Source organism: Sporomusa rhizae (assembly GCF_041428845.1).
Lineage (GTDB): Bacteria > Bacillota > Negativicutes > Sporomusales > Sporomusaceae > Sporomusa > Sporomusa rhizae.
This window is the reverse complement of sequence record NZ_CP156925.1, coordinates 958,822-978,745: the sequence shown is the minus strand read 5'-3', so window position 1 is coordinate 978,745 and position 19,924 is coordinate 958,822. Positions and strand designations below refer to the sequence as shown.

Sequence of the window (19,924 nt, the reverse complement as noted above, 5' to 3'; positions counted from 1 at the left end):
CTCATTCTTTACATCAAATCATATTTTTGGAGGCTACTCCAGCTAAAAACAGATCAAAGCCGGTTATTTCATCGGTTACACCATCATAAGCCATAACTGCAGCCAATATTCTGTTATAGCGATCACTTTCCAGACTCAATAAATAACTATACTTTTTATGCAATTTAACAATTTCCTGTTTAAACCTGTCAACATCTCTGGCATCTGTTACCTGATCAATAATAGCATAAGTCCGGTTTTGCGCCTGACTAACCGAAACAAGATAGCGCACTATTTGTCCGGCATAATAATAAAACTCCTGATCATTTTCGCAGACAATGTTCTCATCAGTCTTACAGACACTCAACTTATCTTTAAGACCCTCTGCTAAAGATCTTAACCGGTCACCCATTCCGTTCTTCTCCTTTATGTTGCAATATTTAAGCAGCGAAAGGCGTAGGTTAAGACCTAATGCTATTTTAGTATGCTCTACTCTTTTATAAGACTCAGTAAGCAACATTTCTTTCAGCATGCTTCGCGACAGCCTGTCAATACAACTGACAAAACCCTGCTTATCACCTTTACGAAAATAATTACGCAATGCTTCCTTGTAGCGAATCAACAAATTTACCTGAGAACTGGAAAACCAATTATTCGGTCGAGGTGCTTGACTAAAATAATTTCTTATCAAATTTTTATTGAACAACCAATCATCTACGATACTTTCCAGATCCACCAGCCTATGAACAGTTTCCGGGCTACTATTATCCAGCATCAAAAAATTTTCCAATTCTAGCGGCGGAACTAATTCACTTATCATACCTGGCAAAAAGTCGTATTCATCAATAACCGGCTGCTTGCCCCGTTCCAAATGCAAGTAGTGGACATTACGTGGTTGGGAATTGAACTTTATCGATGAAAATTCATTGCCTGTATGAATGGGCAAATACCTTTCCACCAACGGTTTCCCTTCCGCATCCTGCTGACTATCCAACCAAGTAAGCATATTTTTTGCTTCGAGCGCATCATCTATAGTTAATCGGAATGGTACGCGAAATGCTGTTGTTTTATGCTCTAAATAAGGCTTTTTCGCATTCATTCCCATGTTGCAATTTGACAAGCCGTAAAGTTTACCGGCAATATCTACATTATATTCATTTCTATTGAAAATTTTCGGGATCAAATATCGTTTGCTTTCTTGAATATACTCGGCAATATCTGCCACGAAATAGAGTTTAATATAAACATTGCTGCTTATTTTACACTTAGAAATCTGTTTCTTAAGATAGGGAATCAGGCTTACTACATATTCCTGATTATGCGTTACTATTTGATCATCAGGAGACGTAAATTGATAATTGCTTACTAGCTTGGCATCATTTGTTTGAGCAGAATACAAAGCCTGATAATATCTAATGACACTAACTTTAAAATTTTCTTCTGCATTAGCGCCTTCTGTCAATAAAGCGGCTTTAAAGGCGATTGAATAAATATTATTGCTATGAATCTGCTTTTTGGGATCAACCGACTTATTCATATCTACCAGTTGGCTATAGAAATCGGCTGTTCTAATAAACTCCCAGAGTTCTCCGCTATAGGAACCTCTTTTTTCTATATGCAGAATGTCCGGATTTTTATGATAACCATACAGTCTAAAGTACAAACCTTCTCTAAGCTGGTAGTTCTCTGTCACCAAGCTGTCACCGACCGCATTTTTTCGATAGACATCAAGCAAGTCTAGAATCATTCTTTCACCGCCTTTATATCTACTCGTAAATGCAGTAGCCCATACCGATGGAGTTTTTCTCTAATAACCCGGCGCCAAGGGCGGCAAACGCCAATTTTTGCGAAACCGGATCACTTTTCACCCCTATAATTAGCTTGTGTCCTAAAAAAGAGTTAGATTTATAAGGGATTTTTATTGGCTTTTCATTGATAATTTGAATACTTTCAATAAAAAATTCCTGCGGCTCTTCCATATCAGCAATAAAGGCACGGTATTTTTTTAAGCAATTAATATGTATCCTCTCCATTAACAATTTCAGTCCGTTTGACCTTGTCCATGACCTATTATTTACCGTCGCTACTACCGGGGTAAGACTTTTTAACTGAGCGATAGGACGATATTGAAAGTTCTTAAGTTCGGTGGCAATAATACCTGTTTTAAGCTGCGGCAACAGATATCTAAGTTTCAAAAGAAATTCCGCACTGAAAGACCGGATATGAAAAACATACGCCCGTCCTTTTTTGTAAATCCTATCAGCTTCACATGGATATAAGTTACACAGACAATAGTTTTTTAAGGTTTTCTGCCCGTGCAGTTCCTTAAGAGCGTTGTCATTGAGCATCGCCCGGGCAATCATTTTTGCCAAATATTCATACCCTTGCATTGCTTCTACGTCTTCTTGTAACAAAATAGTAGCTATTAACTCATGGTAACGCAAATTTTCACCCCCTCCTCTTTTGTTCTATACCCAGTTCATTCCAAAATCCTAATATTCCTGCCTACATTCCCATATCCACCAAACTTTTGCTAATAATTAAAATATTCTGTTCTTTGTATAAAGTTACAATATGCCCCAAAAAGAACGAAAGTATTTATTCCACTCTCCCTTCTACCAAAGTAACTATTGTAATGTATTTTACATATTATGTATTAAAAAGTTATTAGTAGGAGGGACTACCCTTGGACATTTTCTGTAAAGACGTTAAGCCATTTGTTCCCCTCACTATTCACGAGGTTAAATTTTGGCTCCGCATAATGAAAGAGCATTCCCTGTTCATCAAACTTGGCCTTCCCTGCGACCAAACTGAATTAATTAATGAAGCACAGGAATTCTATAACGTATTCGAAGACCTTCAAAAAAAAGCCTGTCGTATTGACTGTGAAGAAGATTTCAACTGTTTTATCGAACACGTAATGGTAGCTGTTAAAAGAATTTTTTGTTTCAAAAGACATCTGCTGCACTTGCTGATTGAATGCAGAATCCGTGGCGGTGCTAACTATCCTCTTCTTATTGATCATATTTCCCGGGAAGCTATGTATTTCCATAAGATACTAGAAAAATTAAGTGCGGCGATATGAAATATCCCGTTGACGCAATAGTAAGTGAAAACGTATTTTGGCTCAGAATTATGGCCGACCATATCAAGTTTATTCGTGGCCTGCTCGATCCATCTGAACGCGAAGTCTTAACTACCACTGATACCCTTAGCAATAAATTTGACCAGCTGCAGTTGCATGCACGTGATTTTGACAGTATGCTTTGGCACTTCCGCCCCAACAATGATTTTAAGCGTTTTCAAACAGAAGTAACTAATTCAATGGAAGAATTGCGAGATTTCAAAGAAACTGCCGAGGAGTTAATCAAACAATGTTCAGTGCTGTCACTCATTCCACCACTACTCGCCGATCATGTCCGTCGTGAAGCCGAGCACTTCCTTGAGATTCTTGCATTAATTCAAGATGAAATGGATGATTGCGAGCCTCCGCAAATCATTGGCTGTGACTCTGAATATCGTTAAAGGTAATGTTGTTAGAGCAAGCAGATATGTGATATTGACATATCTGCTTGTCTGTTATATCATAGAAAGAAAAAAATTAACTCCTAAAGGGGAGTAGCTCTTAGAACAGAGTCAACATACTGATGAGAAATCATCTGGCTCTGTTGTTGACATTTGTCAATTAGCGAGACCTTTAGTATGGCTATTTTTGTCATACTAGAGGTCTCGTTTTTTATATATAAGTAAACTTAGGAGGATTCATAATGACTGCATTTTTAACTTCGCTTGTGTTTGTAATTCTTGCAGAGATGGGCGACAAAACACAACTCTTGGCTATGGCCTTCGCAACCCGGTACAAATGGCAAACAGTCATGTGGGGCGTATTCGTTGCCACTATTTTCAACCATTTATTTGCCGTAGTTGTAGGCAGCTATCTTACCCACTTTATCCCTATGAATTACATCCAGATTGCCGCCGCAGTATCTTTTATTATCTTCGGTCTGTGGACAATACGTGGCGACGAACTCGATGGTGAAGATAAAGCTTCCAAACGGAGTCCCTTCTGGACTGTGGCCATAGCATTTTTCATCGCTGAGATGGGAGACAAAACCCAATTAGCTACCGTTGCGCTGGCAGCTCAATTTAATACAATTTTACCGGTATGGCTTGGAACTACTACCGGTATGATGGTAGCAGACGGTATTGGCATAATCATCGGTATCGTCCTTGGCAAAAGAATTCCGGAGCGAACAGTTAAATGGTTTGCCGCTATTATCTTTATTTTGTTTGGCCTCTTTGGTCTTTACGAATACTTACCGAATCAATATTTAACACCGGAAATAATTGCCGGCGGCCTGGTGACCACTGTCTTATTGATATACCTTGTATCGAGGATAAGCAATAGCACAGATAAACTTCCACAAAAAACAGTACGTGAAGAATAAGTCTCCATACAACGCGTACAGGCCACTCTGCCCGCATAAAAGCGGTCCCATAGGTATATCCTAAACTAATTTTTAGTTGATCCTCTATATACAAAGTACCCTATAGGGCAGACTTTTATTGTCTGCTCTATAGGGTACTTTTGTTTTTACTTAAACTGCCGTAATAGGTCATAAAAGACTAATACTCCGGTCTTCTAAGTGCTTTTTCTTTTTCAACGATTCCCTGTTCATAGACCGCAATTTTATAGTCAAGGCGTTCCAGTGTTTTCTTCATATCTTCTATTTTTGCTATGAGCTGCCTACGCTGCTCAATAAAGAGTTCTTTTCTGGCCTCAATGGTTCCATCACCTTGTTGAAACAGCCCAACATACTCAATCAATACTTCTATCGGAAGACCTGCACCGCGCATACATTTGATAAATTCGACCCACTTACAGTCTTCTTCCGTATAATCCCTAATTCCACTCTTAGTGCGGTTTACACGTGGAATTAGCCCAATGCGTTCATAATAGCGGAGTGTATCCTGGGGAATATCAAATTTTTCACTTACTTCTGTAATCGTCATACCCTTTCGCCTCCTACTATCCGGTATTATAATACTTGGAGTTAACTCCAAGTCAAGCATTTTTTTGGGGACACAGTTAAATGCATTCCCCTCCAGGATTTTGGCGGTTGCAATTCGGGCAAGCTTTTCTACAATTGATTATCGGGGTGGTTTTGGGTAAAAAAATTTATAAAAGCTCTTGACTTTGAGTGTACTCAAAGTTGTAGCATATAAAATAAACTATCAATTTGAAAATGAAGAAGGAGAATATCATGACAAAAAAATTGGGATTTGGATGTATGAGGCTGCCACTTCTGGACAAAAATGACCAAATATCTTTTGATACAGAAACAATAAACAAAATGGTAGATACATTTTTAGACAGAGGCTTTACTTACTTTGATACAGCCTATGTATATCATGGCTTTAAGAGTGAAGAAGCTGTAAGAGAAGCTTTAGTTAAAAGACATAATAGAACTGAATTTACCATTGCTACAAAACTTCCCCCCAGACTTCTACAAGCCGTGGAAGACCAGGAAAGAATCTTTAATGAACAATTAGAAAAATGCGGCGTTGCTTATTTTGATTATTACCTGGTTCACAATATTGGTGTAAGTTCCTATCAGCAAGCATGCAAATACGATACTTTCGGATTTGTTTTGAACAAAAAGAAAGAAGGTAAAATAAAACATGTTGGCATGTCTTTTCATGACACACCGGAATTACTCGAAGAAGTGTTAACTGCTCATCCCGAACTGGATTTTGTTCAATTGCAAATCAATTACATTGACTGGGACAATCCCGGCATTCAATCAAGAAGATGCTATGAAGTGGCAAGAAAGTATAACAAACCTATTATTGTAATGGAACCCTGCAAGGGTGGAAGTCTTGCCTTAGTTCCTGAAAAAGCAGAAGCACTGATGAAAGCATATAATCCCGATGCCTCCATTCCATCTTGGGCAATGAGATTCGCGGCCAGTCAAGAAGGCGTTATAATGGTACTCAGCGGCATGTCTACCATTGAACAAATCCTCGATAATACCTCATATATGACAGACTTTAAGCCGCTTAACGAGGAAGAATATAAGATTATCAATCAAGTAATTGATATTATCAATGATGATACTGCTGTTCCTTGTACTACTTGCAGATATTGTGTAGAGGGCTGCCCTAAGAATATTGCAATTCCTGATTACTTTGCCTTATATAACAGCGCTAAGCGTGCTACCAGCGATAATTTTTCAAGTCAGTTTGTTTATTATACGAACCTTACTTCCAATTACGGTAAGGCGAGTGATTGTATAGAATGTAAACAATGTGAGAAATTATGTCCTCAGCATCTCAAGATAACAGAGCACTTAAAAGATGTTTCAAAGACATTTGAAACTGCACCACCATTACCTACAAAGTAAAATGAAAAATCAAATATAGACAATAAATAATGCCATCAGATGCTATGAAATCTGATGGCATTATTACTGTCATTTTTCTAGGTAACAAATTTCTTATAGTTTATTAATTATACTGGCATTATAAGCAGCGCCGAAACCATTATCGATGTTAACTACACTGACACCGCTTGCACAACTGTTCAGCATGGATAACAAAGCCGAAAGACCCCCAAAGTTTGCCCCATAGCCAACACTTGTAGGAACGGCAATAACGGGTTTATCTACAAGCCCTCCGATAATGCTGGCCAGCGCGCCTTCCATGCCGGCAATTACAATGACTACCTTGGCGCCTCGAATGATATCCAATTTAGCGAACAGTCTATGAATACCCGCCACTCCCACATCAATAATTTTTTCCACACGATTGCCCAGAATCCTTGCTGTTTCTACTGCTTCCTCCACCACGGGCAGATCAGAAGTTCCCGCCGCAACAATGGCAATATAACTGTCAGTAGGCGGTTCCTCTCGTTTTTGGATGGTGATTGTCCTTCCCAAGGCGTTATATCTGGCATCCGCACAGATAGATTCTACCACCTCGTACATCTTTTCGTTAGCGCGGGTTGCCAATATATTATTATCCTTAGTCAGCATGAACTCTATAATGCTTTTAACTTGTTCTACTGTCTTGCCTTCGCAATAGATTACTTCCGGATATCCTACCCGTATCTCGCGATGATTATCGATCTTAGCAAAGCCTAATTCCTTATAAGGTAAATCTTCAAGAATTCCCAGGGCTGCTTCGACTTCCAGCTCATTATTCTTTATTTTTTCCAGTAGTTTTCTTATATCCGCTTTATTCATTATTGCCTCCCGCAATAGCGTAAGCTATAGGCCATACTATTTGTTTTCTCTTGTCTCGTTAAAGCTGCCAACCCGATACCCTTCCAAGTCTAACGTTACATACGTAAAGCCGAATTCCTTGAGCTTACCAGCTATTTCTTCGAGGAGTTCTGCATTGAATAACTTGCTTTTATCCTTTTTATCCACTTCAATTCTTGCCAGATTGCCGTGGCATCTAACCCGAACTGCCCGGAAGCCTCTGGCCATCATATACTTTTCGGCTTTTTCTATTTTGACGAAATCTTCTTCTTTCAGTTCGTTGCCATAGGGTATTCTTGTCAACAAACAGGCATAGGGCGGTTTATCCCAAGTGTTAAGCCCCAGTTCCTTAGATAAGTCTCTAATTTCCTGTTTTGTCAATTGACACTCTAATAAAGGACTTTTTATATTCAGTTCTGCCAGTGCCTTTAACCCCGGCCGATAGTCACCGATATCATCAAAATTGGTACCGTCGATCACATAGGGATAGCCTTCCCGCTGCGCAATGTCTTTGATCTTGCTAAATACCGCCTTTTTACAAAGATAACATCTGTTTTCCGGGTTGTGCCTGATTTCATCAATAATAGGGGCTTCCAGGATTTCAAACGTTACCCCCAGTTGTGCTACCAATTGCTTGGCCTCTTCGATTTCCCATTTGGGAATATAGGGAGATTGTATAGTCACTGCTTTGAGGTTACCGCCCAAGGCTTCTTGGGCTGCTTTCAGCAAAAAAGTACTGTCTACGCCGCCGGAGAAAGCCAGGATGACTCTTTCCATTTTTTTTAAATGATTAATCAATTTTATATATTTTTCATTTTTTATCACGTTCGTTAGCCTCCATCCTTTTCTGGACTTCTTGATATACTTTAGTAATGGGTATATTTTTTTCGCTTGCTATCCTTTTGCAATCTTCATACTCCGGTTTATACTTCACTTTTTCGCCTTGATAATATGAATTTTTAATAGTTACCTCGCCGTACTCCGTACTAATCTTGGCGAAATCTCTTTGCAGCATAATTTTTTCAACCCTGTATTTTCTAACGCCGATGGAAGTGGTCTCGCGAAAAATTACATCAAGTACTTTTTCTTCCTGCTTGGCATCGACCAATACGCTAAGTTTTGTCGCAGCCCTGCCCTTTTTCATGGAGATTGCTGTCTTAAATACATCCAAAGCCCCCTGGGCAAAAAGTTTTTCTTCTATATAACCGTATAGTTCCGGGTTCATATCATCAATATTGGTTTCCAATATATATTTTTCTTCTTTTATATCATTTCTTTGCCTAAAACCAAGATATACCCGTAAAACATTGGGGATCTCAAGCTCTCTATGTCCTATCCCATAACCAATCTTTTCAATGGAAAAGTCCATATGATCTGTAAACATGCTTACATTTGCCGCCAATATCGCAGCTCCAGTGGGCGTCGTTGTCTCAAACGGCACTATACCTGATTTCACGGGAAAATTCTTTAAAATTTCAACGGTTGCCGGAGCAGGAATGGGAATGATACCATGCGCACATTTTACAAAACCTCCTCCTAGCTGAACCGACGAAGCCATAATCTGATCCACTTGTAAATAATCTAAACACACCGCAGCTCCGACAATATCAATAATCGAGTCAACTGCTCCAACCTCATGAAAATGCACTTCATATAGAGGTTTTCCGTGAACCTTTGCCTCAGCCTCTGCAACTTTCATAAAAATAGCTAAACTTAGCTTTTTTACCCTTTCATTTAAACTGCTGTTTATGATTATACTTTCAATATCCTTTAAATTTCTATGTTCATGATGAATATGGTGATTGTCAGACTCTATACCGGTCTGAACTTCATGATGATGATGGTGGTGCTGGTGGTGGTTATGATTGTTATCGTGCATTACACTTTTTAAGACTACATTCACTCTAGTTCCGCTAATTCCTTTTTTGTTAGCCTTTTCTACCTGCAGCTCATATTCAGCATCCAGATTTAGCTTAGACAACTCCTGCCTTAGGTAAGCTTCATCCACACCCAAATCCACTAAGGCACCAAGATTCATATCGCCACTGATGCCGCAAAAACAATCGTAATACAACACTTTCATTGTCGAGCTCTCCATTACATAATTTTTATCATCTGTATCTATTTTACCAATCATTCTATTTTGTCATTAGAATAGCATCCTAATTATGTCTGCAGCTTTCTTATAGCTATTCAAACAATTCTACGACATTCTTTAATTGCTTACGAATTTCAAGCCCCTGTGGGCAATGACTTTCACATTTGCCACAGTCTACACACTTAGAGGCAAGTGCCCCCATCTTCGACCAGGCTCCATACATAAATTTTGCTTCCGGCGCACCGTCAAAAACCCAATGGTCATTATAGGTAGAAAAACTCATCGGGATATTAATACCGGCGGGACAAGGCATACAGTAAGCGCATCCTGTACAATCAACTTTTACTTTTTCTTTAAAAATTTTCTTCACTGCTTCAACAATAGCTATTTCTTTTGCTGTTAAAGAATTGGCCTCAGCTTCTTGAGCCACCTTAATATTCTCGGTTACATGATCCATGGTAGTCATGCCGCTGAGTACCACTGATACCTCAGGGTGATTCCATACCCACCTCAATGCCCATTCCGCCGGAGTTCTTTTAACGTCGGCTTGATCAATAACAGCTTTTGCTTCTTCGGGCAGTCTGGTCAGGTTACCACCTCTTAGCGGTTCCATAATGACAACGCCTAACTCTTTCTTGGCAGCATACTCCAGCCCTTCTTTTCCCGCTTGGTAGTTTTCATCTAAGTAATTATACTGGATTTGACAAAATGACCAATCATAATAATCTACTATTTCTTTGAATAATCCACCCTGATCATGAAAGGAAAATCCGGCATATCTGATTTTGCCATCCTTAATAGCCTGATCCAAAAACTCCTTAACTCCGGCCTCTTTTACCTGCGGCCAAACTTTATCATTCAAAGAATGGACTAAATAAAAATCAATTACGTCGGTCTCAAGCCGTTCCAATTGCTCATGTAAATATCGATCCATATCAGCCCTTGTTTTTATCAGCCAACTCGGAAGCTTAGTCGCTACATTGACTTTCTTCCTATAGCCGTCTTTCAGAGCTTTAGCAACAAAAGGCTCGCTTGCTCCCCCCTGGGTAAAACCGGTTCCGTGATAAGGATAGGCAGTGTCAATATAGTTGACTCCCGAATCAATCGCATGCCGGATCATAGGTATTGCTTTTTCTTCATCGATTTTAGTTGGATCATTGTCAATAACCGGCAGTCTCATACAGCCAAAACCTAAAGCAGAAACCATTTCATTTGTTTTTCCAAACTTTCTATACAACAAAATAAACCCCACCTTTCTTATTCTACTAGTAATCAAAAAATCCCCCATGGGATGCCACACTTTATCTCCTTGAAATATAGACTAGCACTTGGAGTTAAGTCCATGTCAAGTATTTTTTGAGTCGGTTGACTGCACTCCTATCCTATACAAAGACCATACCAACTGCACGGAGCCTTTCTTTATCATTAATTTTGGTTAAAATTTATAAAACCTATTGACTTTGAGTGGACTCAAAGTTGTAGCATAAAGCTGGAAACAAATTAGTAATGTTAGAGAGGGGAAAGATAACATGTCCAGCAAAGTATATTTTGTAAATTTGCGCGCCAGAACAGATAAGAGTAATAAGATCAGTAGAATTAGAACCTTGTTTGATCGTGCGGGCTTGAACGAGCTTATTCAAAAGGATGACCTGACCGCGATAAAATTGCACTTCGGCGAGCGCGGATCAGATGGCTTTATTAACCCTGTTTTTGTACGTCAAGTAGTGGATAAAATAAAGGAACAGGGTGCTAAAGCTTTTTTAACCGATACTAACACTCTCTATTCAGGAAGTCGGCATAATGCAGTTGATCATTTACTGACTGCGTTGGAACATGGTTTTGATTATACGGTCACAGGGGCACCCGTTATTATAGCCGATGGACTACGCGGTGAAAATATTACAGAAGTACAGATTGATAAAAAACACTTTAGCACGGTAAAACTAGCTAAAGACATTGTTAGTGCCGACAGCGTAATTGTATTATCTCACTTTAAGGGGCATGAAATGGCAGGCTTCGGCGGAGCAATAAAAAATCTTGCTATGGGTGGCGCACCGGCGGTTGGAAAAAAAGAGCAGCACGCAACCAAGATTGTAGTCGATCAAGATAAATGTGTAGGTTGTGAAAAATGCACTGCCGTTTGTCCGGAAAAAGCGATTACTGTAACCGAAAAGAAGGCAAATATAGCATTAGATAAATGCATTGGCTGCGGTGAATGTTTAACCGTTTGTCCGGTAAAGGCCACCGGCATGGATTGGAATACCGATCTACCCACTATGCTTGAACGAATGACCGAATACGGATATGGATTTGCCAAAGCACATGCGAAGCGTATCGGTTATATCAACTTTCTACTAAATATCACGCCTGATTGTGATTGTGTGCCCTGGAGCGATGCCCCTATTGTTCCCGATATCGGTTTTTTAGCTTCCACAGATCCTGTAGCTATTGATCAGGCAAGTTATGATCTAGTAAATAACCAGCTTGGCTTCTCTGCTTCCCTTCTTTCTTGCAATCATGAGACTGGTGCAGATAAGTTCCAGGGTTTGCGTTCCTATATCGACGGCACTATTCAATTACAATACGGCGAAGAAATTGGTATGGGCAGCCGCGATTATGAATTAGTCGTCCTGTAGTGATATAGACGGACAAGGCAAGCCGATATCGTCAAAGAGAATGGAGAGTATGGATGAAAAGAAAAACAAAAAAAATCATTACAGCAATAATCATTGCGGGAGTGATATTATTCTTTCATAGTATATACTCAAATTACTTTGCCGACATCTTCTATACAATGACAGACGAACAATATGCACACGAAGCACAAAACATTGTGGACTACAGTCTTCCGCCCTGTCAATTTCACACAGACAGAACGGAATGACCAAGTCTCAACTTGCCTATCGACCGTTTTTCTGGAGGCGTAAAAAATACTTCCAAAAAAGCACAACAATAAAAAGAAGCAGGGTGTATACCTATAAAAAGGCATACACCCTGGCACCTAACATAAATGGCTAGCTCGTTCTCAGATTATTAATGCAAGATTATGGGTTTTGTTTTTTATTCCGACGTGATATAATTTTAGTAATAGTTAGGATTCGGTTGATTGACCAAAGACGTTCAAAGCACCGTTGTTTTTTCGGTGCTTTTTTTTATTACCCAAAATATTTTTAAGGAGGAATCTTGCATGGAAAAATATTGTTTTCATGAAATGAATGACAAATATCTCGATGAGGTGCTGCAAATTTATACCCACTATGTCTTACATACCTCCGCGACATTTCATGCGCGACCACTGACACGACAAGAGATGAGAAAACTAGTTTTCTTTGATGGCGAAAAATACAAGACATTTGTAATATGCGCAGATGCGGGTGTCTGTGGTTATGTTCTTATAGCTCAACATAAAAATAGAGAAGCATACGATGGCACTGCCGAAATAACAGTTTATTTGAAACCAACGTGTACAGGCCAAGGTCTCGGCAGCATGGCAATAAGTTATATTGAAGAATATGCAAAGAGACAAAAGCTGCACGTACTTGTAGCTACCATATGCGGACAAAATGAAGCAAGCATAAGGTTATTTGAAAAGAATGGGTACAGCCAATGTGCCCACTATAAAGAGGTGGGACAAAAATTCGGGCAATTGCTTGATGTTGTTGCCTACCAGAAAATAATTAACTGATCTACGTAGTACAGATTATTCCAACTCCAGCCTCATACAGGAGCTACAGCAGGAACAGGCGGAATGTAACGCCGAATTATCGAGCTGTTTTAGGCTTACGCGCTCTGATAAATGAACTTACCACTGCTCCCTCTAACTTAGTTAATTCTTCTTTCGATAACTTCGAAAACAGTTCAGACTCGGAATCGGTAAAATCATAAGCCCGAGTTACCTGGAGTTCCACACTTTCGAACCCGGCCGCCGCCAGCTTATTCTGATATTCAGTGTCACTAAGAGCTCCGGCTATGCACCCTGCCCATGCGGTCAAATCCTGCTGTAATTGGGGAGGTAAAGGTTTTTTTAAAACGATATCAGACACAGCGAATCGTCCACCTGGTTTTAACACCCGGAAGCATTCTTTAAGCACTTTGTCTTTATCTGCGGATAAATTAATAACACAATTAGAGATAATCACATCTACTGAGTTGTCAGGCAAGGGTATGTCTTCAATATGTCCTCTTAAAAATTCGGCATTCGTAATTCCTGATTTTTTCTGATTCTCTCTGGCCTCTTGCAACATCTCGTCCGTCATATCTAATCCGTACGCCTTACCGAAAGGTCCTACTCTCTTAGCAGATAGCAAGACATCGAGCCCGGCACCGCTGCCTAGATCTAATACGGTCTCACCCGGGTAAAGTTCGGCCAGCGCCGTTGGATTTCCGCAACCAAAAGAGGTCGCAATCATGTCTGTTGATAAACCTTCGATATTCGTTTCCGAGTATAAATTGCCTGTGATCTTTTGCGTAGCCTTACTAAGACTTGTATCACAACAGGAACTGCCCGCACCGCAGCATCCTTTCTTTCCGGTAATAGCCTCAGCATATTTTTTCTTTACGATCTCTCTGATAGTATCACTCATCATTACGGCCTCCTTCTTCATGGTTAGTTCCACAACATGCTTGTTGTCCGGCAAATTCAAGTTCTGTGTCTCTTACGGCAGTTAAAAGATAAGGTAAAGCCTCAACTACGGTTTCACGCTTCTCCTGGGGAATGAAACGTAAAATACGTTCAAAGTAATCCTCTATACTGCTATTGATTGATTCAACCATTTCAACGCCCTTTGCGGTTAGCGTTATTTTAGCGTATCGTCTGTCCGCATTATCAATTTTTCTTTCGACCAGGCCAGTTTTAACCAGATTGTCAACGGTCCGGCTCATGGTACTTTTGTCAAGAGTAAGAGACTCTGACAACTCATTCAACGACAATCCTTCCGTTCTGCCAATTTCCACTAACGTGTGGCATTGAGCAACCGTAATCCCACAACAGGCCGTATCCGCCTTTTGTAGTAGCCCCAGCTTCCGTACGCAAGTCTTAACAATTTCCCTAAAAATTTTGGCACTACTCATGTCTGCCAAGACAATCACCCGCTTTCCTTTTTCACACAGCTACCACATTTCTTTTTATTCCGTATATTTCCAAAATAATTGTACTACGAAACAGTTGCTTGTTACAACTATTATTTTTTAATAATTCTCTACTGAAATTTATTTAGGTTAGCAGTTGCGTTACCCGAATCTACATCATATAATATAAATATATATATTCCAATATGGGAATATACTACTATTAGGTGGTGAATTATGAAAATCGTCGATGTTTTAAAAGCTCTGGCAGATAATAACCGTTTGGCTATTATGTGTTATTTGCAAAGTGGTACACGCTGCGTTTGCGAAATTGAACAAATCTTATCCATAACCCAGTCCGCCACCTCCAAGCACCTTAACAAATTACGCCTGGTAGGTCTTATTAAAGCGGAAAAAAAGGCGCAATGGGTCCACTATAGTATTCCTGATGACGTCTACGTCGAATATCCATTCCTGGAAAAACTGCTTTCTGATGCGAATAAGCTTTATGTGTTTGATGCAGGTAAAGTAAAAGAATTCTACGATTGTTAAGAATAAGTTCAGGAGTAGGTGGAGTGAAAAAAGCAACTTTTATCTGTGTTCACAATTCATGCCGCCCCCAGATGGCTGAAGCCTTTGGCAAAGTTTTGGGACTAGGTGTATTTCTAATGGATAAAAAATAAAAAATACTGGAGCGTGATACTATGAAGAAATTAGCGATTTATGACCCAGCCATGTGCTGTTCTACCGGAGTTTGCGGTGCAAGCGTTGACCCGGAACTACTGAGAGTAGCAACCGTTATTGAAAGCCTCAAACAAAACGGTGCAGATATCAGCCGTTTTAACCTTTCTGGTCAGCCTAATGCCTTTGTAGAGAACCAATTAATAAATGAACAATTGAAACAATATGGCCCTGAGATACTGCCAATTACTTTAGTAGATGGTCAAATAGTAAAGACGAAGGGCTATCCTACCAATGAAGAATTCGCAGAATGGACCGGAGTAGAACTAAACATTAAGCCGAAAAAATCCGGTTGTTGCTGCGAGGGCGGGTGCTGTTAATCATGTCAAAAGAAGACACGACGATGCCTGCCTATAAACCATCGCAGCTAAATCTCACAAAGTATTTCTTCTTTACAGGTAAAGGAGGCGTTGGCAAAACATCTGCCGCTTGTGCTACAGCCGTTAACCTCGCTGATAGTGGTAAAGAAGTAATGTTAATCAGCACCGATCCTGCTTCTAATTTACAGGATGTATTCGGCGTTGCATTAGACAATAAAGGAACTTCCATACCTGATGTCCTCCATCTTACCGTTGTTAACTTAGATCCGATAGAAGCAGCTCGTGAATATAAAGAGAAAGTAATCGGACCATATAAAGGATTATTACCAGACGCGGCAATTGCCAATATGGAAGAACAGTTATCCGGATCCTGTACCGTAGAAATTGCTGCCTTTAATGAATTTTCCCATTATCTAACCGATAAAACGATTAAAGATAAATATGACTTTGTTATCTTCGATACAGCGCCAACCGGGCATACGCTGAGAATGCTCCAGCTTCCTTCGGCCTGGAGTAATTTTATCAGTGAAAACAAGCATGGTGCCTCCTGCTTAGGACAATTATCAGGCCTAGAAGAAAACAAACAGATGTACAAAAGCGCGGTTGAAACTTTGGCTGATCGCAGTATGACAACCGTTATGCTGGTATCAAGGCCGGAGAAAACTCCATTGTTAGAAGCAAAACGGGCATCAGAAGAACTGAGAGATCTTGGCGTTACCAATCAGACTTTGATTATTAACGGAGTTATGGAACTTGACACTCCAGACGATGAGATAGCACTCAGGTTATATAACAAACAGCAGCAAGCGCTTCGTGACATGCCGGATTACTTGCGCAGCCTTACAACGTACTATATTCCTCTACGCGCTTATAATGTCTATGGGGTAAAAAATATACAAAAAATGCTGGTTGACAACTATATAGACGCAGATCCAGCACCTGCTAAGATGAAAGACGTTTACTCGCTAAGCACGCTAATTGAAGATATGTATACTTCGCGCAAAAAGGTTATTTTTACTATGGGCAAAGGCGGCGTAGGCAAAACTACATTAGCGGCAGCGATTGCTCTAGGATTAGTAGAAAAAGGCGCCAACGTACACCTGACAACCACCGACCCGGCCCATCATTTAAAATTTATGCTTAATGACAGCGACAATTTAAAAATCAGCCATATTGATGAAGCCCAGGAACTTGAGAAGTATAAGGAAGAAGTACTTGCCAAGGCCCGGGAATCGCTGGGAGATGCAGACTTAGCTTATATTGAAGAAGATTTAAGATCACCATGCACACAAGAAATAGCCGTATTCAGAGCCTTTGCCGAAATTGTGGAACATGCCACAGATAATCAAGTAGTAGTGATTGATACGGCACCTACCGGTCACACTCTGCTACTACTGGATGCTACGCAGAGCTATCATAAAGAAATTCAAAAAAGCCAAGGCGATATTCCCGAAAGCGTAAAAAAACTGCTGCCCAGATTAAGGAATGCCGCCGAGACGGAAGTCGTAATTGTAACCCTTCCGGAAGCGACCCCCGTCCATGAGGCTATGCGACTTTCTGATGATTTACAGCGAGCAGGTATCCATGCCAAATGGTGGGTGGTAAACTCTAGCCTCTATCTTACGAAAACCAAGAGCCCATTATTAAAAGCTAAATCACAAAGTGAAGTTGAGTGGATCAATAAAGTCGTTGAAACCTCGCAGGGGCATACTGTCTTAATTAAGTGGCATGGCGAAGAGTTGCAAGGACACGATCTTCAAGGATTGATTAAAATTGAAGCTTAGGATTAAGAAAACTCCCTGAAAGGGAGTTTTTCTGCTATATCATTCGATTAGGGGAACATGGCACACAGGTAATATTTTCGTTCTCGTGAGTCATTATATTCTCGATAAAATTCTTAATTACTTTTACTTGTTCGTAGTTGATACGATAGAATACCCATTTACCTTCTTTTCGGTCTTGTAATAAATCAGCGTGTTTTAGAATCTTCAAATGATGGGAAATTGCAGGCTGAGATTTATTGCAAGCATCGATTATATCACATACACATAGTTCTTTTCCAAGAAGCATAGTAATAATCTCCAAGCGAGTCTCATCACCCAAGGCCTTGTAAATCTCAGCTATCTTCCTCATATCCAACACTCCAATTAGCAGTTATCAATTCAATATATCAATTTTTTTGATATGTTTTTACAATATACTTAATCGTTTTAGCTGTCAATAGGCAGTACATAAAAGGAAGACTACATTCAGTAGTCTTCCTTTTGCCTAACCCTATTCTTAACTAGCTGCATAGATTTTAATCAAATAAAGTTAATACCACGGGATACATAAATTCATAACTAGGATGACTTTTACATTGACTTTTGATTGCTTTCACTCGGGAACCAATCTCGTGTTTTATTACAGAAGTTACAGACTGATAGCATCACAGGCACTTCTACAAGAACACCTACAACAGTGGCTAACGTAGCTCCAGACTGTAGTCCGAAAAGCGAAATCGTTACCGCTACCGCCAGTTCAAAGAAATTGCTTGCACCAATCAGCGCACCAGGTGCAGCAATAGAATGGGGAACGTTTAAGAATTTTGACAAACCATAAGCTAACGAAGAATTAAAGTACACCTGGATAGTAATCGGAACAGCAATCAGGATAATATTAAACCAGTTACTTAAAATAATCTCTCCTTGGAAAGCAAAAATAATTACTAACGTAGCTAACAAAGCAAGAATAGTAACCGGCTTTAAAGGCGCTAAAAACCTGGTATTAAACCATTCCTCACCTTTTGATTGAAGCAGCAAACGCCTAGTCAAATATCCTGCAGCCAACGGAATAACAATATAGAGCAAAACCGACATAAACAATACGTCTTTCGGCACTACGATATTTGATACTCCTAACAAGAACATTACGATAGGGGCAAATAACAGCAACATAATCAAGTCATTAATCGCAACCTGAACCAATGTGTACGCGGGGTCACCATCGGTTAGGTAGCTCCAAACAAACACCATAGCGGTACAAGGAGCAGCGGCTAAAATAATTGCTCCTGCAATGTATTCATTTGCTAACTCATCGCCAATATAACCAATAAAAATATGCTTAAAGAATAACCAGGCTAAAAATGCCATACTAAAAGGCTTTACTATCCAATTAACTAATAAAGTAATAAATAGTCCCCGGGGTTTTTCTCCCACTTTCAGAATGGCCGAAAAATCAATTTTAAGCATCATCGGATAGATCATTAACCATATTAGTATTGCAATAGGAAGATTAACGTGGCTGATTTCCATTTTACTAAGCGCATTGACCGCGTCAGGAAATAATTTTCCTAGAATAATCCCTACCACAATGCAGAGACCAACCCAAACTGTCAAATACCTTTCAAAAAAGTCCAACCGTTTTTCACTCACTATTACTCCACCTCCTAAAATGTTAAACCACTACAAGCAATATACAATATAGCAATAATTGTCCCATCTGCTTGGTTCTATTCCAAGCTCTTTGATAATTAATGTCAGAAAACATTGCTCGATGTAGTTACAATAGATACAGTATCATATTTATGATTATGAATATATTTATATGATAGTGTATTGATACTTCTAAGTCAATATAACCTACTAGTCTTGCCTAAAGGATCTTTAAACAGGGTGTCTTCCGCGGATATCTACTAGATATAGCTAAGTCTACTATCTCGTTAATAGCTCCGAATAAAATATTTAAAGCTGTATCCAAAGTAAACTAGGATACAGCCTCTCAGCCTCTGTTTTATTTATTTTGTATTAGTAGACTCTTCTCATCCGGATATTTCCAAAAGCCGGCGTGAAAGTCTTACCGCATCAGCAGCATTGGCTGCATACCCATCGGCTCCGATTTTATCGGCAAAACTTTGTGAAATAGGTCCGCCGCCGACAATCACCTTAAAACGGTCTTTTATACTCTGTTCGTTCAATATATCCACGACTGCCGCCATTCCTTCCATCGTGGTGGTCATAAGAGTTGCCAGGGCAATGATGTCAGCATCGACTTCCTGGGCCTTATCGACAAAGACTGACGGCGCAATATCTCGCCCCAGGTCATAGACTTCGAAACCAGATGTTTCCAGCATTATTTTTACTAAGTTCTTACCAATGTCATGGGTATCACCTTCTATAACGCCGATGACTACTTTGCGCTTTTCGCCGTGCCCCTCCGTTTTAATATGCCCTTTCAGCACCTCAAGCCCGGCGTACATAGCGTCAGAGCATAACAGCAATTCCGGAATAAAATACTCCTCTTCCTCAAACAACTTTCCTGCCCGGTCCATCCCCTCCGAGAGTCCCTTTTCCACAGCCTCATAGGCATTAATTTGCGCTGCTACAATTTCCTGAGACAGACGTATAGCCTCATCCTCGTTCATATCAACAACGGCATCTGATAATTTTTTAAACAATTCTTCCTTGTTAACCGGCATG

Annotated in this window: 21 protein-coding genes; 9 read left to right on the top strand and 12 right to left on the bottom strand. The window is 39.9% G+C overall.

Going from position 1 to position 19,924, the window contains the following annotated elements; translation table 11 throughout:
• Positions 1-13: 13 nt before the first annotated feature.
• Positions 14-1,726 (bottom strand): hypothetical protein, encoded by a 1,713-nt coding sequence (locus SRRS_RS04510; RefSeq protein WP_371366617.1) that lies wholly within the window; start codon positions 1,724-1,726, stop codon positions 14-16.
• 19 nt (positions 1,727-1,745) lie between these two features.
• Entirely contained in the window at positions 1,746-2,423 is a 678-nt protein-coding gene (locus tag SRRS_RS04505; protein WP_371366615.1) for a CRISPR-associated endoribonuclease Cas6, read from the bottom strand.
• Between the two features lie 242 nt (positions 2,424-2,665).
• Between SRRS_RS04505 and SRRS_RS04500 the strand changes: the two genes are divergently transcribed.
• The 3 genes from SRRS_RS04500 to SRRS_RS04490 all read left to right on the top strand — a co-directional run bounded on the left by SRRS_RS04500 (position 2,666) and on the right by SRRS_RS04490 (position 4,427).
• Entirely contained in the window at positions 2,666-3,064 is a 399-nt protein-coding gene (locus SRRS_RS04500) for a DUF2935 domain-containing protein (RefSeq protein WP_371366614.1), read from the top strand.
• Positions 3,061-3,504 carry a DUF2935 domain-containing protein gene (locus SRRS_RS04495; protein WP_371366612.1) on the top strand — a complete coding sequence of 148 codons (444 nt, stop codon included), beginning with the start codon at positions 3,061-3,063 and terminating at the stop codon, positions 3,502-3,504. The genes SRRS_RS04500 and SRRS_RS04495 overlap by 4 nt, the downstream gene beginning before the upstream one ends.
• 242 nt (positions 3,505-3,746) lie before the next feature.
• Positions 3,747-4,427: a TMEM165/GDT1 family protein gene (locus SRRS_RS04490; RefSeq protein WP_371366610.1), complete on the top strand. Its 681-nt coding sequence runs from the start codon at positions 3,747-3,749 to the stop codon at positions 4,425-4,427.
• A gap of 178 nt (positions 4,428-4,605) precedes the next feature.
• Here SRRS_RS04490 and SRRS_RS04485 read toward each other — a convergent pair whose 3' ends face one another.
• Positions 4,606-4,992, bottom strand: a complete 387-nt coding sequence (locus SRRS_RS04485; RefSeq protein WP_371366608.1) for a MerR family transcriptional regulator — start codon at positions 4,990-4,992, stop codon at positions 4,606-4,608.
• A gap of 251 nt (positions 4,993-5,243) precedes the next feature.
• On the opposite strand from SRRS_RS04485, the gene SRRS_RS04480 reads away from it, so the two are divergent.
• A complete protein-coding gene (locus SRRS_RS04480) occupies positions 5,244-6,383 on the top strand; it encodes an aldo/keto reductase (RefSeq protein ID WP_371366606.1) in 1,140 nt (379 codons plus the stop codon).
• A 93-nt stretch (positions 6,384-6,476) separates the two neighbouring features.
• Here SRRS_RS04480 and larB read toward each other — a convergent pair whose 3' ends face one another.
• The 4 genes from larB to SRRS_RS04460 form a co-directional block, all read right to left on the bottom strand.
• Positions 6,477-7,223, bottom strand: a complete 747-nt coding sequence (gene larB, locus SRRS_RS04475; RefSeq protein WP_371366604.1) for a nickel pincer cofactor biosynthesis protein LarB — start codon at positions 7,221-7,223, stop codon at positions 6,477-6,479.
• Between the two features lie 36 nt (positions 7,224-7,259).
• Complete coding sequence (larE, locus tag SRRS_RS04470) at positions 7,260-8,066, bottom strand: ATP-dependent sacrificial sulfur transferase LarE (protein WP_371366602.1); 807 nt, start codon at positions 8,064-8,066, stop codon at positions 7,260-7,262.
• Positions 8,053-9,324, bottom strand: coding sequence for a nickel pincer cofactor biosynthesis protein LarC (gene larC / locus SRRS_RS04465; RefSeq protein ID WP_371366600.1), 1,272 nt, complete (start codon positions 9,322-9,324; stop codon positions 8,053-8,055). Before larC ends, larE begins: the two co-directional genes overlap by 14 nt.
• A gap of 106 nt (positions 9,325-9,430) precedes the next feature.
• Positions 9,431-10,576 (bottom strand): aldo/keto reductase, encoded by a 1,146-nt coding sequence (locus SRRS_RS04460; protein WP_371369715.1) that lies wholly within the window; start codon positions 10,574-10,576, stop codon positions 9,431-9,433.
• A gap of 292 nt (positions 10,577-10,868) precedes the next feature.
• Here SRRS_RS04460 and SRRS_RS04455 point away from each other — a divergent pair, with 292 nt between their 5' ends.
• Together SRRS_RS04455 and SRRS_RS04450 are read left to right on the top strand one after the other, a co-directional pair.
• Complete coding sequence (locus SRRS_RS04455; protein ID WP_371366598.1) at positions 10,869-11,975, top strand: DUF362 domain-containing protein; 1,107 nt, start codon at positions 10,869-10,871, stop codon at positions 11,973-11,975.
• A 551-nt stretch (positions 11,976-12,526) separates the two neighbouring features.
• The gene (locus SRRS_RS04450; protein WP_371366596.1) at positions 12,527-13,024 is read left to right on the top strand and encodes an N-acetyltransferase family protein; all 498 of its coding nucleotides are present in this window, start codon (positions 12,527-12,529) and stop codon (positions 13,022-13,024) included.
• A 76-nt stretch (positions 13,025-13,100) separates the two neighbouring features.
• Here the strand turns inward: SRRS_RS04450 and SRRS_RS04445 are convergent, their stop codons facing one another.
• Positions 13,101-13,925, bottom strand: a complete 825-nt coding sequence (locus tag SRRS_RS04445) for an arsenite methyltransferase (RefSeq protein WP_371366595.1) — start codon at positions 13,923-13,925, stop codon at positions 13,101-13,103.
• Positions 13,915-14,409 carry a MarR family winged helix-turn-helix transcriptional regulator gene (locus SRRS_RS04440; protein ID WP_371369713.1) on the bottom strand — a complete coding sequence of 165 codons (495 nt, stop codon included), beginning with the start codon at positions 14,407-14,409 and terminating at the stop codon, positions 13,915-13,917. The genes SRRS_RS04445 and SRRS_RS04440 overlap by 11 nt, the downstream gene beginning before the upstream one ends.
• Positions 14,410-14,643: 234 nt before the next feature.
• On the opposite strand from SRRS_RS04440, the gene SRRS_RS04435 reads away from it, so the two are divergent.
• The 3 genes from SRRS_RS04435 (at position 14,644) to arsA (ending at position 17,251) form a co-directional block, all read left to right on the top strand.
• Positions 14,644-14,958 (top strand): ArsR/SmtB family transcription factor, encoded by a 315-nt coding sequence (locus tag SRRS_RS04435; RefSeq protein WP_371366594.1) that lies wholly within the window; start codon positions 14,644-14,646, stop codon positions 14,956-14,958.
• A gap of 152 nt (positions 14,959-15,110) precedes the next feature.
• The gene (gene arsD / locus SRRS_RS04430; protein WP_371366592.1) at positions 15,111-15,467 is read left to right on the top strand and encodes an arsenite efflux transporter metallochaperone ArsD; all 357 of its coding nucleotides are present in this window, start codon (positions 15,111-15,113) and stop codon (positions 15,465-15,467) included.
• Positions 15,468-15,490: 23 nt separating this feature from the next.
• Positions 15,491-17,251, top strand: a complete 1,761-nt coding sequence (arsA, locus tag SRRS_RS04425) for an arsenical pump-driving ATPase (protein ID WP_371369711.1) — start codon at positions 15,491-15,493, stop codon at positions 17,249-17,251.
• Between the two features lie 34 nt (positions 17,252-17,285).
• Here the strand turns inward: arsA and SRRS_RS04420 are convergent, their stop codons facing one another.
• The 3 genes from SRRS_RS04420 to SRRS_RS04410 form a co-directional block, all read right to left on the bottom strand.
• Positions 17,286-17,600 (bottom strand): ArsR/SmtB family transcription factor, encoded by a 315-nt coding sequence (locus SRRS_RS04420; RefSeq protein WP_371366590.1) that lies wholly within the window; start codon positions 17,598-17,600, stop codon positions 17,286-17,288.
• Between the two features lie 221 nt (positions 17,601-17,821).
• On the bottom strand, positions 17,822-18,883 hold the full coding sequence (gene arsB, locus SRRS_RS04415; RefSeq protein ID WP_371369709.1) for an ACR3 family arsenite efflux transporter: 1,062 nt from the start codon (positions 18,881-18,883) through the stop codon (positions 17,822-17,824).
• Between the two features lie 383 nt (positions 18,884-19,266).
• Positions 19,267-19,923: a corrinoid protein gene (locus tag SRRS_RS04410; protein WP_371366588.1), complete on the bottom strand. Its 657-nt coding sequence runs from the start codon at positions 19,921-19,923 to the stop codon at positions 19,267-19,269.
• Position 19,924: the final 1 nt, after the last annotated feature.

What these genes read in the sequence shown, in the direction of transcription:
- SRRS_RS04510 (WP_371366617.1), bottom strand. Translation starts at nt 1,726, where the DNA reads ATGATTCTAGACTTGCTTGATGTCTATCGAAAAAATGCGGTCGGTGAC.
- SRRS_RS04495 (WP_371366612.1), top strand. Translation starts at nt 3,061, where the DNA reads ATGAAATATCCCGTTGACGCAATAGTAAGTGAAAACGTATTTTGGCTC.
- SRRS_RS04490 (WP_371366610.1), top strand. Translation starts at nt 3,747, where the DNA reads ATGACTGCATTTTTAACTTCGCTTGTGTTTGTAATTCTTGCAGAGATG.
- SRRS_RS04485 (WP_371366608.1), bottom strand. Translation starts at nt 4,992, where the DNA reads ATGACGATTACAGAAGTAAGTGAAAAATTTGATATTCCCCAGGATACA.
- SRRS_RS04480 (WP_371366606.1), top strand. Translation starts at nt 5,244, where the DNA reads ATGACAAAAAAATTGGGATTTGGATGTATGAGGCTGCCACTTCTGGAC.
- larB (WP_371366604.1), bottom strand. Translation starts at nt 7,223, where the DNA reads ATGAATAAAGCGGATATAAGAAAACTACTGGAAAAAATAAAGAATAAT.
- larC (WP_371366600.1), bottom strand. Translation starts at nt 9,324, where the DNA reads ATGAAAGTGTTGTATTACGATTGTTTTTGCGGCATCAGTGGCGATATG.
- SRRS_RS04455 (WP_371366598.1), top strand. Translation starts at nt 10,869, where the DNA reads ATGTCCAGCAAAGTATATTTTGTAAATTTGCGCGCCAGAACAGATAAG.
- SRRS_RS04450 (WP_371366596.1), top strand. Translation starts at nt 12,527, where the DNA reads ATGGAAAAATATTGTTTTCATGAAATGAATGACAAATATCTCGATGAG.
- SRRS_RS04445 (WP_371366595.1), bottom strand. Translation starts at nt 13,925, where the DNA reads ATGATGAGTGATACTATCAGAGAGATCGTAAAGAAAAAATATGCTGAG.
- SRRS_RS04440 (WP_371369713.1), bottom strand. Translation starts at nt 14,409, where the DNA reads ATGAGTAGTGCCAAAATTTTTAGGGAAATTGTTAAGACTTGCGTACGG.
- SRRS_RS04435 (WP_371366594.1), top strand. Translation starts at nt 14,644, where the DNA reads ATGAAAATCGTCGATGTTTTAAAAGCTCTGGCAGATAATAACCGTTTG.
- arsD (WP_371366592.1), top strand. Translation starts at nt 15,111, where the DNA reads ATGAAGAAATTAGCGATTTATGACCCAGCCATGTGCTGTTCTACCGGA.
- arsA (WP_371369711.1), top strand. Translation starts at nt 15,491, where the DNA reads ATGCCTGCCTATAAACCATCGCAGCTAAATCTCACAAAGTATTTCTTC.
- SRRS_RS04420 (WP_371366590.1), bottom strand. Translation starts at nt 17,600, where the DNA reads ATGAGGAAGATAGCTGAGATTTACAAGGCCTTGGGTGATGAGACTCGC.
- SRRS_RS04410 (WP_371366588.1), bottom strand. Translation starts at nt 19,923, where the DNA reads ATGCCGGTTAACAAGGAAGAATTGTTTAAAAAATTATCAGATGCCGTT.